General features: G+C 70.8%; 16 protein-coding genes and 1 pseudogene. 9 read left to right on the top strand and 8 right to left on the bottom strand.

Annotated features, from left to right (window positions below; all coding sequences use genetic code 11):
* Positions 1 to 51: 51 nt before the first annotated feature.
* Complete coding sequence (locus BR98_RS11590; RefSeq protein ID WP_232247373.1) at positions 52 to 600, bottom strand: hypothetical protein; 549 nt, start codon at positions 598 to 600, stop codon at positions 52 to 54.
* Between the two features lie 438 nt (positions 601 to 1038).
* On the opposite strand from BR98_RS11590, the gene BR98_RS11585 reads away from it, so the two are divergent.
* Positions 1039 to 1755 (top strand): DUF6585 family protein, encoded by a 717-nt coding sequence (locus BR98_RS11585; RefSeq protein WP_035844156.1) that lies wholly within the window; start codon positions 1039 to 1041, stop codon positions 1753 to 1755.
* A gap of 540 nt (positions 1756 to 2295) precedes the next feature.
* Here the strand turns inward: BR98_RS11585 and BR98_RS11580 are convergent.
* Positions 2296 to 3594: a hypothetical protein gene (locus tag BR98_RS11580; RefSeq protein WP_157537684.1), complete on the bottom strand. Its 1299-nt coding sequence runs from the start codon at positions 3592 to 3594 to the stop codon at positions 2296 to 2298.
* Positions 3595 to 3955: 361 nt separating this feature from the next.
* Between BR98_RS11580 and BR98_RS11575 the strand changes: the two genes are divergently transcribed.
* From BR98_RS11575 to BR98_RS41975, 4 genes are all read left to right on the top strand, one after another.
* Positions 3956 to 4345: a hypothetical protein gene (locus tag BR98_RS11575; protein WP_035844154.1), complete on the top strand. Its 390-nt coding sequence runs from the start codon at positions 3956 to 3958 to the stop codon at positions 4343 to 4345.
* 615 nt (positions 4346 to 4960) lie between these two features.
* On the top strand, positions 4961 to 5395 hold the full coding sequence (locus BR98_RS39215) for a PPOX class F420-dependent oxidoreductase (RefSeq protein ID WP_035851677.1): 435 nt from the start codon (positions 4961 to 4963) through the stop codon (positions 5393 to 5395).
* Between the two features lie 656 nt (positions 5396 to 6051).
* On the top strand, positions 6052 to 6459 hold the full coding sequence (locus BR98_RS11565) for a hypothetical protein (protein WP_157537680.1): 408 nt from the start codon (positions 6052 to 6054) through the stop codon (positions 6457 to 6459).
* Between the two features lie 107 nt (positions 6460 to 6566).
* On the top strand, positions 6567 to 6986 hold the full coding sequence (locus tag BR98_RS41975; RefSeq protein WP_083976483.1) for a hypothetical protein: 420 nt from the start codon (positions 6567 to 6569) through the stop codon (positions 6984 to 6986).
* Between the two features lie 261 nt (positions 6987 to 7247).
* Here the strand turns inward: BR98_RS41975 and BR98_RS11560 are convergent, their stop codons facing one another.
* The 3 genes from BR98_RS11560 to BR98_RS11550 form a co-directional block, all read right to left on the bottom strand.
* Entirely contained in the window at positions 7248 to 7532 is a 285-nt protein-coding gene (locus BR98_RS11560; RefSeq protein WP_035844150.1) for a hypothetical protein, read from the bottom strand.
* A 484-nt stretch (positions 7533 to 8016) separates the two neighbouring features.
* Entirely contained in the window at positions 8017 to 8673 is a 657-nt protein-coding gene (locus BR98_RS11555; protein WP_157537678.1) for a VC0807 family protein, read from the bottom strand.
* Positions 8674 to 8869: 196 nt separating this feature from the next.
* Positions 8870 to 9649 carry a TetR/AcrR family transcriptional regulator gene (locus BR98_RS11550; RefSeq protein WP_051969671.1) on the bottom strand — a complete coding sequence of 260 codons (780 nt, stop codon included), beginning with the start codon at positions 9647 to 9649 and terminating at the stop codon, positions 8870 to 8872.
* An 89-nt stretch (positions 9650 to 9738) separates the two neighbouring features.
* On the opposite strand from BR98_RS11550, the gene BR98_RS11545 reads away from it, so the two are divergent.
* The 4 genes and pseudogenes from BR98_RS11545 to BR98_RS11535 all read left to right on the top strand — a co-directional run bounded on the left by BR98_RS11545 (position 9739) and on the right by BR98_RS11535 (position 13035).
* On the top strand, positions 9739 to 10599 hold the full coding sequence (locus BR98_RS11545) for an SDR family oxidoreductase (RefSeq protein ID WP_035844149.1): 861 nt from the start codon (positions 9739 to 9741) through the stop codon (positions 10597 to 10599).
* Between the two features lie 369 nt (positions 10600 to 10968).
* A pseudogene (locus tag BR98_RS37810) lies at positions 10969 to 11243 on the top strand (transposase domain-containing protein); the annotation flags it as partial.
* 213 nt (positions 11244 to 11456) lie between these two features.
* Positions 11457 to 12455, top strand: a complete 999-nt coding sequence (locus tag BR98_RS37805) for a transposase (RefSeq protein WP_324606705.1) — start codon at positions 11457 to 11459, stop codon at positions 12453 to 12455.
* Positions 12456 to 12732: 277 nt separating this feature from the next.
* On the top strand, positions 12733 to 13035 hold the full coding sequence (locus BR98_RS11535; protein WP_035844144.1) for an ATP dependent DNA ligase: 303 nt from the start codon (positions 12733 to 12735) through the stop codon (positions 13033 to 13035).
* A gap of 51 nt (positions 13036 to 13086) precedes the next feature.
* Here BR98_RS11535 and BR98_RS11530 read toward each other — a convergent pair whose 3' ends face one another.
* From BR98_RS11530 to BR98_RS11525, 3 genes are all read right to left on the bottom strand, one after another.
* Positions 13087 to 13833, bottom strand: a complete 747-nt coding sequence (locus BR98_RS11530; protein WP_035844141.1) for an SOS response-associated peptidase — start codon at positions 13831 to 13833, stop codon at positions 13087 to 13089.
* A 32-nt stretch (positions 13834 to 13865) separates the two neighbouring features.
* Positions 13866 to 14036 carry a hypothetical protein gene (locus tag BR98_RS42530; protein ID WP_198042201.1) on the bottom strand — a complete coding sequence of 57 codons (171 nt, stop codon included), beginning with the start codon at positions 14034 to 14036 and terminating at the stop codon, positions 13866 to 13868.
* A gap of 151 nt (positions 14037 to 14187) precedes the next feature.
* The gene (locus BR98_RS11525) at positions 14188 to 14943 is read right to left on the bottom strand and encodes an SDR family NAD(P)-dependent oxidoreductase (RefSeq protein ID WP_232247372.1); all 756 of its coding nucleotides are present in this window, start codon (positions 14941 to 14943) and stop codon (positions 14188 to 14190) included.

Raw genomic sequence — 14943 nt, 5'->3', positions numbered from 1 at the left:
CGGGAAGCGATCTTCGGCCATGCCCCCCACACTCCTGGTCAGCCCTACTCGTCACCCCCCCGCCAGGACGCTCGGCTGCGCCTGCTCCACACCGTCCGGCACGTACACCCCCACGGCGCCGGGCACCGATGGCGGGCAATCCGGGCGGCCGGCCGTACAAACCGGCCGCCCGTCGACGAGGTGGAGTCCGCCCGCGTTCGCACCCCGTGCCGCCGGCAACCGACGATCAAGCAGGTGAGCTTCGGCGCCGGCCAGGCTGACGCGAAGCCCCTCGACCTCACCGAGCCAGCCTTCGCGTTCGGCTTCAGCGATACGGGCGATGAGGTTGTCACGGATGCTGACGACTCGCTCCCGTTGGTCCGGATCGGGTCGGAGGAGCGAGCACCTGACACAGGCGTGCGCATGGATGCACGGTGTTCCGAAGGCGCGTGCGCAGGTTCCGATGGAAGCTTTCCGTTTCTCGAGGTGGGCGAGGAACTCGTCCCACTCGTCGCTGGTCGGGGTGCGGCACTCCTCGCTGGGCGGCAGGGCTCCGCGGCGAGCGATGAAAGCCCGGTGAGCCTCGATCACCTGGGCCGGACAGACCGTGTTGTAGCCCATGGTGGTGTTGATGTTCTTGTGTCCGCAGATCGACCTGGCCGGGCTGCCCGACCTGCCGGTGCTCCGCTTTGTCCAGGACCGGCGGTCCGAGCGGCCGGGCGAGGGCGAGCCGTTTGGCTCGGGTCGGGCAGGCAGCGGCGGAACCCGCGGTACCAGGTGCGGCCTGGTTCGTCCATATGCTGATGATCCGTCAAGTCCACTCTCCCGACGCATCGATCGCCGATCATCCGATCCGGGTGCGGCTGGTCGGGGACGTTGTCACAGGGGCGGGATAGCTTCCACATGGCTTCGCCGGACTGTGGCTGACACCGGGCCAGAATTTCCGTGATCTTCTGGACGGTGGGAGCAGAGCAGGAGAGGCTGCGGTACCGCTTGATACGAGCACGCAATGGACCCATTTCCTAGCGAAAGTTGAGAGTCATGCCTGCGACAGCCCCCTTGGAACCCCTGCCCCCTGCCGTTGCCGAACGGGCGGCAGAACACGAACTGGGTGCGCTGCTCGCCACCTTCAAGCCCCAGCGGTTCGGGTGGTTCGTGAAGTCCGTGTTCTACCTGATGCTCGTGATTCTGTTCTGTGCCTTCGTGGTGCCGGCGGTGATCTACTACTACGTGGTCCTGCGCCGCTATCCGGACTTCAACCGCAGACAGGGAGCAAAGCGATTGCACCTGTTCGAGCACGGCATGATCGTCGACCAGGAGACCGGTGCGGGCACGGTGGCCGTGCGGTGGGACCGGGTCCGGCTCTACGAGAAGAAGGTGCAGAGGGTCATGAACGGCATACCGGGGCCGATCATGCACACGTGCGTGCTGGTGGCGCCGGGGGCGAGCGTGACGGTCACCAATTTCTACCAGAACCCCGGCACCTGGGCTCCGGCCCTGCAGCGCGCGGTACTGCTGGCCCAGGGCGCCACAGCGCAGGAGGCGCTCCTGGCCGGCCAGGTCCTGGACTTCGGCGACTTCGCCATCTCCACCGCCGGCATCGCGTACCGCAAGCAACTGGTGCCCTGGAACCAGGTAGCGCAGGTCAAGCTCGGCGGCGGACTCGTCGCGGTGACGAAGACCGGCGAATCGTCCTCCTGGGCCCGCGCGCTGGCCGATAGCATCCCGAACCTGCGGGTGTTCATGGCTGTAGTGGACCAGTGCCGCACCTCGTGAGCATTCTCCTGACGCCGCTCAGCAGGGGAGATCGGCAGCGAGCGAGAGCCAACGGGTGAGGGTGCCCGCCCCGACGCGTGTCACGGCCGCGGGCTCAGCAGCGCGGTAGTCGTTGGAGCCCGCCTCCCTCCCGCCAGCGGCCTGGGCACCCCGAACCGCGCCGCGCTCGGCGACGGCCAGGTCCACCTCACCTGGCCCGCCCACCCGGGGTCCAGGAATTCCAGCGCGCCGGCCGCACCGTCGGCTGGATCGAGGAGTACGACGTCCAGCGCGGCATCTGGACCGAGCCGATCGACAGCGGCATCGTCTCCGACGCCAACAGAAACGAACCCCTGCGCTGCCCCGACGCCGACGCGGCCCTCGCCCTGCTGCGCCGGGCCCTCGGGGAACAGCACCGGCTGGTAGAGCGGGTCGGCCGGGCCGTCGCGCCGGCAGGCTCATCCCCCTCCACCGAGCCGTCGTCTAGCCGGTCCTACGCGGTGGGCGCCCGTGAAGCACAGTGATGGGTCCCGAGGGCCGACAACGGTCCAGCCCGGGGACTCAGCCTGCGGTCATCCGCGCCAGCTCCGCAGCCGCGGCAACAGGATGGCCCGCCTCGGCCAGTTCCTCCAGACGCTCGGACAGCGCTGCCAGCGGGCGGCACAAGTCGTCGTGGGCGGCTTGGCTGCCCCGTGCGAGGGCCAGGCGCAGGGCAGTGATCCCGGTCTGCGACCACCCCTCGCCGTGCTCCCGCAGCCAGTTCTGCGGATCCCCGACGAGGTGCCGGAAGGCGCTGTCATACAGCAGGTGGCTTTCCAGCGCGAGCCGCCAGGCGACATCCGGGGCGCCCTCCGAATGCCACAGGCCCGCTGCCAGTTGGCCCAGGCGCCGGGCATACGGCGGGGCCGCCTGATGCGGCAACCGGCCCGTCACCGAGGCGGACTCGCCGGAGGCGAGAGCACGGTGCAGGGCCTCGACACGCTCGCCCAGGACCGCTCCCGCCAGCAGAACCGCCTCGCCGAGACTGACCGGTACCCCCTCGGCCAGGATGCGTTCCTGAGCCGGAACAGCGGTTGGATCGAGGGAGGCCGCCCGGGCGAGCAGTGGTGCCGCCTCGGCCGGGCGGCCCGCCGCGCGCAGATGGACGCCAGTGCGGGCCAGCGCACTCGCGAGGTCGCCCCACCCCTGTTCGGCGGTGCTCAGCGTGAAGTCGTCCACGGCCAGGGCGTAGTCCCAGTTGGCACGGCCGGCTTCGACCCGGGAGGCAACCGCCGCGGCCATGTCGATGGCGTAGCCCATGTGCGCGCCGGGGTCGGCGGTCAGGACGTCGATCGCGTCCCGGTACCGGCCCAGGGCCTGTCCAGCACTGAACAGGGCCTGGTCAGGGTCGCCGTGCTGTGCCTGCACGGCCGCGACCATGCTGAGCAGGCGGGCGAAGTCCAGCGAGAGGGGAGGAACCGCGGACTGCAGCCCAGCCCCTACGTACGCCTCCACGGCCAGGTCGGTGTCGGTGAGCGCGGAAGCCGCGTGCCCGGCGGCGGAGTGGGTCACGGCGCGGCGTGCACGGACATCGCCGATTCGCAGCGCCAACTGCGGTGAGGCAGGCCCGGATCGCTCGTAGCGGCTCTCGCTCTCATCGAGTGACGACAGAGCCTCGTCGATCAGGTCCATGGCGGTCTGCGAGGACCCCATGGAGTACAGCAGGGACGCGAGCTGTTCGTTCAGCCGCGGTTCGTCCGGGAGGGCGTCCAGCTCCACGCGCAGGATTCCGGCAGCCCGGCTGTGCTGGTCCAGCGACCGCAGAAAGAGCCGACGGCGCTCCGCGCCTTCGGCTCGCTGAGCCTGCGCGCTGGCCTCCACACCTTCCCAGTAGAGCTCGTTCACCCGCAACTGCCAGCCGTTGGCCGACGAAGCCATCAAGTCCCCCCCTGCCGACCCTCGAGGCGCCCACCCTACTCGAACGCACAAGCGCCCCGGGGGACTTCTGCGGCCCGCCCATCGACCTCGACGCAGTCTCGTGCCCTGCTGCGGCCGCGTCGGTACCGGCGTGTCGGAAAAACTGCGGAAGCCGTGCAGCCGGCGGGCTACGGTGAATGTCACGGTCGTTGGCGCTGTTCGGGTGCCACTGCCGGATGCGGGCCGTTCGGTAGCGGCCACCACATGGAACCGGTCTGCACGGCCGGCCCGGACACGGAAAGGCGGACATCCGTTGAGCTGGTCGATGTTCAGGTTCCGCATGCACTGGGCACACGCGCACGACATCCAGCAGGAGACGTTCATGGCGTTGGCGGCGATGTACGTCGAGGCCAATCCCACCTACCGCGCGATGCCGTGGCTGCGCGAATGGCAGGCCTTCTGGCTGAGGTCGATCGGGCGCCAGCCCAACGGCCTCTCGGACCTGTGCCCCCACGACTACCTGACCGACGACGGGCGTGTCGCGCAGTTCCGGGAATTCCTGCGCGACTACCAGCTGTGGCTGATTGCCTCAGAGGGACCGTTGGCTGCGGCCGCCGGGCTGAGCGCCGACAAGCTCGTCGAGTTCACTGAGACCGTCGACGCGGTGCTTGCCGGCGACGACACACACCCCACGGTCCAGTCCGCCCACCAGTGAGGAGCCCAGGTCGTCACCACCCGAGCGATGCTCGCCGCCCGCGACAACCTCGCCGACACGGTCACCGCCCGCGCGATGATGTGCGGGGGCGCGGGCCGGGGTGGGGGGGCGAGCTTGAGGAGTTCGCGGGCCTCGGGGATGACCGCCGCCCTCAGACGGGCCGGCCAACCCGACCGGCGTGAGCAGGGCGCCTGCTGGGTGCTCGCCGAGGCGGGCTTCGGACGCAGCCACTGGCCCGAGCAACTGGAGCGGGCGCCGGCCTGCTCCAGTGGCGCCGCGCGGCCGCGAGCGCCCCGCAGAGGCCGCCGAGCGGCCGACTTCGTGGAGCGCCGCTTCCCCGTTTCCCTGGGGTGCACCGACGAGGCCCGCCGACTGGGCGGCGCCGCCGAGCCCGACGGCCGTACCGCCCGGCCGGAGTTGGGCCGCGGCCGAGAGCGGGCCGATGCGCTGCTCGACGCGGAGCAAGCCGACTGGCCGGCGATCCGCGATTCGCCGACCGCCGGGATCGCGGCGCCCGACCAGGTGGAGTGGGACCGTCACGGCTCAGCGCCACTCTCGCGTCATTCGGCGGGGCCAGGTAGCCTGACACAACGTCAGATCTCGCTGGGGGTGGCTGTGAGCGGTTGGACGGAAGAACTCCGAGCCCGGGTGCGCGAACCCCGCTTCTGGTTCGTAGCCACGACCTCGGGCGACGGATCGCCGCACGTCACCCCCATGTGGGTGCACCTCGATGGCGACCTGGTGTGGTTCAACACCACCGTCGGCCGCGTCAAAGAGCGCAATCTGCGCCTGGACCCCCGGGTGTGCCTGTCCAACGCCGACCAGGCCGACCCCTACGACCGCGTCCAGATCCACGGCCAAGCCGTCCGCTTCGTGACCGGCCCGGAAGCCGAGCAGCAGATGGACGTACTCGCCCACAAGTACCTCGGCGCCGAGCGCTACGAATGGCGCATCCCTGGAGAACGCCGCGTCTCCGTGTTCGTCGAGCCCAGCCGGATCCGCCGGATCGTGGGCGTAGAACCGCTACCCGCCGCAGCCCTGAACCAGTAGACCGAACGTCTCACCGCGGTCGTCCACACCCAGGAGACGTTCGCGACCCGTTCGGCGAGACGGCCCAGCAGTCGGGCGTGGCAGCGGCGGTGAGCGTGCGTCCGCTGCGCCACGGTGAGTCGCCGGACTCGCCGCTGCCGCGCGCGGGCCGGCATCAGGTGCTGGGTGGCTTCGTTCACTGTGGACGATCTGGTACCCCGGTCGGAGCTACGAGGCGCTGCGCGCCGATGAGGGGAACCCGGTGCCTCACGGCTGGGCGTACGGGGTCCAGAACGGCACGCAGGCCTGACGCAGGCTCACCCGCTGTGCCGAGGTGGCGGATCGGGAGGCTGTGGCGGGCTGTTTTTCGTTCCGGCAGCCCGTCCTTGTATGTCTGTTTCGCCCTGTTTCGCCTGTGTCTTGAGGGTCGTGTTTGCCCTGGTGGAGGAGCCCGCGTGCGTCATCTGTGTCATCTGTGGCGCGGGCGCCCCGTCAGTCAGTGTCCTCTGACAGGGGACCTTGACCGTTTGCCATTCGATCTTGACTGCCAGCAGGTTTCTGTCGCCTGATCTCGACCGGTAGGGAAGCGGCGGGGGTTGCCGCGCGGGCACCACGTCACGGCCGTGCTGCGCCGGGCGGGCTCGCCCGAGGTGCCCAGGCGGCGCAACGCGTCGCCCGTGGAAGAGCTCGAGCGCGTGCCGGAACTGGCGGCGGCGACGCGCCGACTTGTCGCGGACGGGTGGTTGACGGTGCGTCGGGCCCTGAGCACGAGCTTCGTCCAGGAGGACGGCCCGGCGGTCACCGGCCTGGAGCCGGCGCAGGTGGTCACCGACCCGGCGACGTGGCTGCTGCCGTCGGGCAACGGGGCCGACCAGCCCGTCCTCTCGCTGCGGGCCACCGCCGAGGGGCGCCGCCGCTGCGAGGCCCGGGCGTACCCGCCGGACGCCCGGGCCACCATCCACCAGCTGGACCTGACGGAGGACGAGGACCGGATTCGGGTGTGTGCAATGGGGGCGAGCGGCTGGCTGACCGGCCCGTTCGGGATCCTCGCCGATCTGCCGTCCGGACTACGGCCCGACCGCTGACCGATTCGCACGTGCCCGTCAACCGGCCTGGGCAAGCAATCCCAAAACGGCACACCTCTTCTGAAAGCCCATCGAACAATGTCGGACCTGGACGATACGGTGCCGACATGACGAACAGAAATACGTGGCCCAGGGACCGATACACCGGTGTCGGAGGAGGCCTCTACACCGGTATCGGTGGCGGGCTCTACACGGGCGTTGGCGGCGGCGCCTATACCGGTATCGGTGGCGGGCTGTACGCGGGCCTTGGTGGCGGGCTGTACACCGGTATTGGCGGAGGCCTCTCTGCCGGAGCGGGAGGTGGGCTGCACACCGGTGTTGGCGGCGGACTGTCGACCGGCCCGGGCGGCGGCCTCTACACCGGCCCGGGCGGAGGGCTGTACGCAGGGCCCGGTGGCGGGCTGTACACCGGCGCCTGCGCCGACCCGTACCGCAGCAACCAACCGCCGCGGCACGTCCTCGTGGAGTACCTCCGCAAGAACGGCGGATACGGCTGGGCGGTTGCACTGCTTGAACGCCATCTGTGAACCCTGCACCAGGTCGTACCCCCGGGAGGCCGCCACCCCAGATGCCCATGGCCAGCAGACCCCTTCCAGATGGGGACGGTCTGGTGGAGTCGCCGCGCCGGTCGGCGCGTCTGCGCGGCACCACCACGAGCGCCGCCGGCGCCCAGACCGGGCTCCCGGGACACCACCGAGGAGGGCGATAGCCCTGCTGACCGCCGCGTCGAGCACCAACATGCAGGGCACCACGACGCTGGCCGGCCAGCAACTGGCGACTTGCACCGCCTAGATGGCCGCCGGCGACCGCAGCGCCGCCAACGAGCAGCGCATCCGCGAGCAGGCCCAGCGCACTGAGGTCCAGCAGCGCACCGCGAGGGGCCTGGCGACCACCGAGCCGCTGCCGGCGGGGGCGTTCGTGCGCTCCAACGTCGTCGGGTACAAGGTGCTGCAGTCCTCGCCGACCCGGGTGACGGCGTGGCTGCTGACGAAGGTGGCGCAGAAGGCGGGCGAGACGGACGCGGAGAAGGACTCCCACGTCATCTCGACGCTGGGTGCGGTGTGGGAGAACAAGGACTGGAAGCTGTCCTCGGCGGCGACCAGCGCCGCGGTCTCGCAGGCGGGCGGGCAGACCCAGCCTCAGGTCGCCGCCCCGGGGACGCGCATTTCAACCTCTCGGGCTGGACGACGATCAGGCAGGCGTCGTGACGCGCCGTTTGGTGCTGCTGCTGTCGCTGGGCGCCTTTCTGGGGGCGGCCGCGCAGCCGGCCCTGGCGGATCCGCTGCTGGGCAACGGGATCGTGGGCAGCGGCGCGGAGACGCTGTGCAACGTCACAGTGGGCGGCCTGGTGTCGGGGGTCGGGCGTACGGTCCCGGTAGGCCTCCCTGGAGGAACCGACAACTCGCGGTTGGTTGCAAGAAACGTGGCCATTTGCTTCCACCAAGCGTGTCCCGTCGTCCGGGAACCGCCAGCTCACGCTTCCTCGCCGGTGCCAACTACCGTGCCCAGGCTCAGCGGCTGGTTGCCTGGCGTGGCTGGAGCACAGCAGGCGGGTGCTCAGCCATCCGCCGAGCGCGCGGCCGTACCGGAGGTCAGCCGCCAGAGCCCGGCCACCTCGTAGTAGACGCCGTTCACCAGTTGCAACAGCAGCAGCGTGACCGGCCAGAGCAGCGCGCCGAGGCCGGGCACCAGGTCCACCGGCAGGGCGTAGGCCATCACGACCCGCGCGGCGGCGTCGAGCAGCATCGCGGCACCCCAGACCGCAGTCGAGACACGCCAGATCCGCCGGAAGGCCGGCTCGCGTTCCCACAGAACGTCCCAGGAGGTGCCGTCGGAGCGGAACCGCCCCTCCAGGAGGGGGCGGCCACCGTGGAAGAGCAGCGGGCGCTTGGCCCTGATCGAGATCAGGAACCAGAACCCGGCCAGTCCGGTCAGCCAGCCGTCCTTGGCCAGCAGGAACCGGGGGCTGCCGCCGACCAGCGCGGCCGCAACGCCGAGCAGCATGGTCCCGGCGATGAATCCCGCCATGCCCTCCAGGCTGCGGGTGCGCAGCCACTGCACCGCCGTGGTGAGCGCCGGCAGGAAGGCGCCGGCCAGCAGCGCGACGAAGACGCTGATGCCGGCGGCGCGCAGGCCGTAGTACAACGGCGGCCGCGATGATCTGGCAGCGCCGCGCCGTCGCGCTCGGAGATCGCCGCCCGCCTCGACTGCCACGTGTTACCTGCACAGGTACCTGCTTCCGTGCCGGATGACGGCTAAACCCGAGGCCGCGTCCGGCCGCTTGAGGATGCGCGGGCGATGCACCGGGTTCATGTGACTCAGCACGGTAGTAGTCGTTACTGTGTGGGCGAGGGAAAGCCAGCCGGCGCCGTGTGGCCGCCCACTGTCTCATCTCGTGGACGCCGTCTCATCAAACGATCTCCTCGGGAGGTCCAATCTGCGCGAGGGCTCCTGACGCGCGATCAGGTATGCGAGCGCCGCCGTCCGATGCCAGGCGTGTGAGCCACTCGCGCAGCAGGTGCTGTTCGGCGTCGCTCAGGACATCGGCGTCGTCGGGGAGAGCTGCGCGCAGTGCGCGGGCCGCCGCGGCAGGGCCGGTCTCCGTGGCGGGGACCGTCGGTTCGACGCGGGTGATGGCGGTGACCATGGACTCGCGGAGGATGGCCAGCAGCTCTGGATTGCGGCGGTCCGCGGGAGTGGAGTGCCAGGTGGTGACCGCGCCCTGCCCGGTGGCCTGGATGACCTGGGCGGCCAGTTCCTCGTCGACCCGCAGCCACCCCCCGGCCGCCAGTCGGCGCACCCGGCCGTAGAGGATCTCCAGGCCCGCACGGTGTGCCATGTCCACGCCCCGACCTGTGGCCCTGTTCATCACCGCGAACAGCTCGGGGCGCGAGACCCCGAACTCCACGACCAAGTCCCAGCCGCGGCGCAGCCCCTCCACCGGGTCCTCAGGGGCGAGGTCGAGCTGCGCGCGCTTGCTCTCCAGGAACTGCCCATAACCGTGCTCGGCGACCGCCTCCAGCAGCCCCTCCTTGTCGCCGAACAGGCGGTAGATCGCCGGCGGCTGCATTCCGGCGGCGGCGGCGACCGCGCGGGTGCTCACCGCGTCGGGGCCGCCCTTCTCCAGCAGCTCGACGGCCGCCTCGACGATGCGGCGGCGAGGGCTGTCGGTGGAGTCGGGTCTAACCATGAACCGATGATATCGACGATTTGGTTCCACCGGAATTTCCAGTGTTACTGTTGAATCGATTCCACTGGAAACATCGCTGGGAGAACCCAATGATCATCGTGACCGGAGCCACCGGAAAGCTCGGCCGGCGCACCGTCGAATGCCTCCTGGAGCGCGTCCCCGCCGACAGCATCGGCGTCAGCGTCCGCGACCCCCGCAAGGCCCAGGACCTCGCCGACCGGGGCGTCCGCGTCCGGCAGGGCAGCTTCGACGACCCCGCCTCGCTCGTGCATGCCTTCGAGGGAGCCGAGCAACTGCTCCTCGTCTCCCTCGACCGCACGGGCGAGGAGTGCGTCACCGGCCACCGCACCGCCATCGACGCCGCCGTGAAGGCCGGCGCCGGCCGCATCCTCTACACCAGCCAGATGGGCGCCGCCCACGACTCCCGCTTCCAGGCATGCCGCGACCACGCCCAGACCGAGGACCTGCTGCGCGCCACCGGCCTGCCCTGGACCGCGCTGCGCAACGGCTTCTACGCTTCCAGCGCCTTGCAGTTTCTGGAGTCCGCCCGCCACACCGGCGACATCGCCCTCCCCGCCGACGGTCCCGTCGCCTGGACCGGCCACGACGACCTCGCCGAGGCCACCGCGGCGATCCTCACCGAGGAGGGCCGCTTCGAGGGGCCCACCCCGCCGCTCACCGCCACGGCCGTACTTGACTTCGGCAACGTCGCAGAGATCGCGACCGAAGTCACCGGACGGCCCTTCACCCGCACTGTCGTCCCCGACAACGCCTTCCGCGAGCAGGTCCTGGCGCACGGCGCCCCGGCCCCGATCGCCGACCTGATGCTGAGCATCTTCGCAGCGGCGCGGAATGGCGAGTTCACCGCCGTCGCCTCGACGCTGGCCGAGCTGATCGGGCGAAAGCCCGCCACCTTCCGCACCCAGCTGGAGCATGCCTGGGCCGAATAGATCCAGTGGGGCGCGCAGACAGCCCCGGCCTGACTCACCGCCCACAAAGGCTCATCCTCTGTCGCCCGAGGACGTCGATCACCAGATCGGCGGCCTCGGCACGAACCCAGGCTCCGCATCAGATTCTGCACCATCCCAGAGGTTTCCCGTGCCCCACCGCCATGCCCGGCTGACCATCCACGGCAGACGGCTCCTCGTCGACTGGGCTTGATCCAAGGCCGGGTAGTTAACGGATTTGCTCTGGTGGCAAGGGGGTCCGACGTCGGCCGAAACGCGGCAACGGGATCGACGTTGATCAGATAGTCCGCCAAGACTGCTGATCGCCGAGGAATCCCGTTGCTTGTAACTCATTGTGCCCTGCCGCCAGGTGTGACGACGGTGTCCCACCAATTCACGGTGGCCGCTGGCCAGTTCGGGCCAGGCCATCTGGGCGAGTTGACACAGGTCGTCCCGTTCGACCTGGTTGACGCGGTCCTGGAGGAGACCCGGTGCGTGCAGCGCCGATTGCGGGACTGCCGACCCGGGTCGGGGTCTACTTCCTGCTCGCGATGTGCCTGTTCCCGGAGGTCGGCTACCGGCTGGTGTGGCAGAAGCTGACCGCCGCGCTGACGGGCGCCGGCCTGGAAGTCGCGTCGCCGACCGCGAAAGCCCTGCGCGACCTGCGCCGCAGGGTGGGTGCGGCGCCGGTCCGCCACCTGTTCGAGGTCCTCGCCGGCCCGCTGGCACGGCCGACCACACCCGGAGTGCGGTTCGGCCCGTTCCGGACGGTCTCCTTCGACGGCTGCAGCTCGATCAAACTGCCCGAAAGCGACCGGAACGTGGACCGGTTCGGCACACAGAGCCGTGGCGGCTACCCGATGCTGGAGCTGATGACCCTGGTGGAGACCGGAACCCGGGCCCTGATCGGTGCGGTCTTCGGCACCACCAGCGACGGGGAGACCGCCTACGCCCGCCGACTGCTGCACCACTTGGGCCCGGACATGCTGGTCCTGTGGGACAGGGGCTTCGACGCCAACGCCTTCCTGGCTGCCGTGGCCACTACCGGCGCCCAGTTCGTGGGCCGCCTGCGCGCCAACCGCCGCACCCCGATCCTCGCCCGGCTCGCGGACGGCTCCTACCTGTCCGTCCTCGGCACCGTCCCGGTCCGGGTCGTGGAAGCTCGGATCACCGTGACCTGCGACAACGGCACCTCGTTCAACGGGTCCTACCGCCTTGTGACGACCTTGACCGATGCCCGCCGCTACCCGGCCGACGCACTCGTCGGCCTCTACCACCAGCGGTGGGACCACGAGTCCGCGTACTTCGCGCTTCGGCACACCATCTTGCGGGGCCGGGTCCTGCGCTCGGGCGACCCCATCGGCGTCGAGCAGGAGATGTGGGCCTGGACCCGGGGACTGCTGAACCGCTGCTTCCGTGGGACCAGGCCCAGGAAGTCGCCGGAATCCACCTTCCCACCGACTACCGAGCATTCGTCGATCTCTTCGGCCCCGGAGAGCTCCGGGCAGAACTCAGCATCGCGACCCCGCGGCCGCTGCCCGACCGACCCATCGGCGTCGGAGCCCTCTCCCGTATGGTCAACCGACTCACCGGCGATACCGGGGCCGCGTTCAAGCAGATGCGGGAGGACTCCTTCGATCTCTGCCCATACCCCGTCTACCCCGAGCCCAACGGCTTGTTGTGCTGGGCGAGCAACTACAACGGAGACCACTGCTTCTGGCTCACCGAAGGGGACGACCCGGACCGCTGGCCCGTCGTGGTGTGGCTGCGGGGCGCGTTCCCCGGCGGCTGGCACCGCTACGACATGGGCATGGCCCGGTTTCTCCTGCTGGCGCTCTCGGGCGACGACACCACCTTGAACGACCTCGGTCTGGCGGCCTCGACCTCACCGGTCTGGGTTCCCTCACATGACGTTGGCGCCATGCCGCGATAGCCGCCCCGGCTGCCCACAGAGCCAAGCTGGTGTTGACTCCAAGCGCGATGTCGCAGACCGAGCGCCTGATGTCACCGACCGTAGCCACCTTCGGGTGAGCGCGTCGAATTCCGCACCCTTCGAATCGGGTACCCCCGCCAAGAAACCTGCGCACCGCCGACGTCGTCATCGGCGGCTGGCTCGCCGGCGGGCCGGCCGGGACCGTGGTCAAGGCCGTGCTGTGCGGCATCCCCACTGCCGACGGCCGGCGCTACGTCGGCAGGGTGGGCACCGGCTTCGCCACGGCCGAACGCCGCGCCCTCGCCGCTCTCCTGCGACGCCTGCAGACCCCCGTGTCGCCCTTCACCACGCCCGTGGCCGGGATCCCCCGGGGCGAACTGCTGGCGTTCACCCGCCCCGAGCTGACCGCGGAGGTCGAATACCTCGACTGGACCAAGGCCGGACGCCTGCGCCAGCCGGTCTGGCGGGCACTGCGCGGCCTCGACCAGGACCGGCCGCTGCTCTGACGAGGTGCGGACTGTGCGGACGTACGTGTCGGAGACCGCCAGATCAGTAGGTCAGTTCAGCGGTGGTGCGTCCAGGGCCTCGGTGAGGAGGTCGGCGCCGTTGTTGCGGACGCTGTTGACGGCGGTGGAGACGGGGCGCACCGTGAGGTGGCCGTCGGCGGGGGTGTGGAGGAGCCGGCGCAGCTCGGCCGGGTCGCTGTGTTCGGGGTCGAGCCAGGCGTCGAAGTCAGCGGCGCCGATCGCCAGCGGCATGCGGTCGTGGACGCGGCCGGCGTCGTCGCGGGCTTGGGTGGTGATGACCGTGGTCGTGGTCAGCCAGGCCAGGGGGTCGTCGTCGGGCCGGGTGTGGTCGCGCCAGAACTCGTACAGGCCGGCCATCGCCATGAGGCTGCCGTCGGCGGGAGCCAGGTAGTACGGCTGCTTGTAGGCCTTCTTCGCCTCGGTGGCGGCGATGGCGACCCACTCGTAGTAGCCGTCGGCCGGCAGCAGGCACCGCCGGGTGGCGAAGGCCTTGCGGAAGGCGGGCTTCTCGTGGACGGTCTCGGAGCGGGCGTTGATCATGCGGGCGCCGACGCTCGGGTCCTTCGCCCAGGACGGCACCAGGCCCCAGCGCAACGGCCGCAGCTGCCGGATGATCTCCCCGGTCTCGCGGTCCAGACGCTCCAGAACGGCCCACACCGGGTCGGTTGGCGCGACGTTCCAACTGGGGTCGAGGTTCTCTTCCGGATCCCAGCGGGAGGCACCGAAGAGGCTGACGAGGTCCTGGGGACCGGTGGTGGAGACGAAGCGGCCGCACATGGCAACCAGACTGCCACCCGCGAGGGCGCAGGTCAGTGGAACCGGTGCTCCTGGGGAGCGAGCCGGGGGCCGAACCGGGCAGCGCGGGCGCCGGCCAGCCGGATGAGACGGCAGATCCGGTGCCGATTCCCGGCGTAGGGCTCCAAAAGCTCCAGCACCTGCTCGTCGGTGCTGCGCGCCCGGCCGGCCAACGCCCAGCCCACGGTGTTCTTCAGGTGGAAGTCGCCGACGGAGACGGCGTCCGGGCCGCCGTTGCTGCGCTGCAGGGTCTCGGCCGCCGTCCACGTCCAGGGGCCGATGCCGGGGACGCTCGTGAGCCGGGCGCCGGCGCCGCCCCCGCCCCCGCCCTCCGCGTCAGGGGGGCTTCTGCAGCCCCGCGCCGGTCAGCAGGTAGGCCGGGGCGATGCCGGCGGCGTCCGACCCGACCAGCTCGACCACGGCGGCGCCCGCGACCTCTGGGGTGACCAGCGGGCCCAGCTGCTCGATGTACTCGTCCTCGGTCATGCCGTAGCGATCCGCGTACGCCCGCACCGCCGGCCGTCCGAGGTCGGTCATCGGGGTGATTCGGGGCAGCACCGCGGTGAACGTGATGTCGAGGCCGGCTCGCTGCGCCTCCTCCTGCGCGTACCCGGTGATGAACCGCTGGGTGGCCTTGGCCCCGGCGTACCCGCCGCTGAGCGGCGACCCGGCCACCGCCGCGCCGCTGCTGATCACGACCACCCGGCTGCCGGGGCGCAAGGGCTTCAGCAGGGCCTCGCGCAGCCAGTGGAAGGCGATCCGCACGTCGGTCTCCCAGTTGACGGAGAAGGTCTCCCAGGTGTGCTGCTGGAGCGGGCGCGGGTGCGGGGTCGCGCCGGCCACCAGGACGAGCGTGTCCGGCTGGTAGCGGCCGATGAGGTCGCCGGCCACGGTGGGGTCGGTGGCGTCGGCCGTTTCGGGCCGGACGCGCTCGGCGCCCTCGGCCAGTTCGGCGAGCGCCTCCCGGCTGCGGGCGACGGCGACCACGGTGGCGCCGGCCCCGGCGAGGGCGGTCGCGATCCCGCGTCCCAGGCCGCGGCTCGCCCCGACGACGACGGCGGTCCTGTCCGACAGCCCACTCATGCTGTCCAT

It is taken from the genome of Kitasatospora azatica KCTC 9699 (assembly GCF_000744785.1).
In the GTDB taxonomy this organism is placed as follows: domain Bacteria; phylum Actinomycetota; class Actinomycetes; order Streptomycetales; family Streptomycetaceae; genus Kitasatospora; species Kitasatospora azatica.
This window is presented reverse-complemented; position numbering and strand designations above follow the sequence as displayed.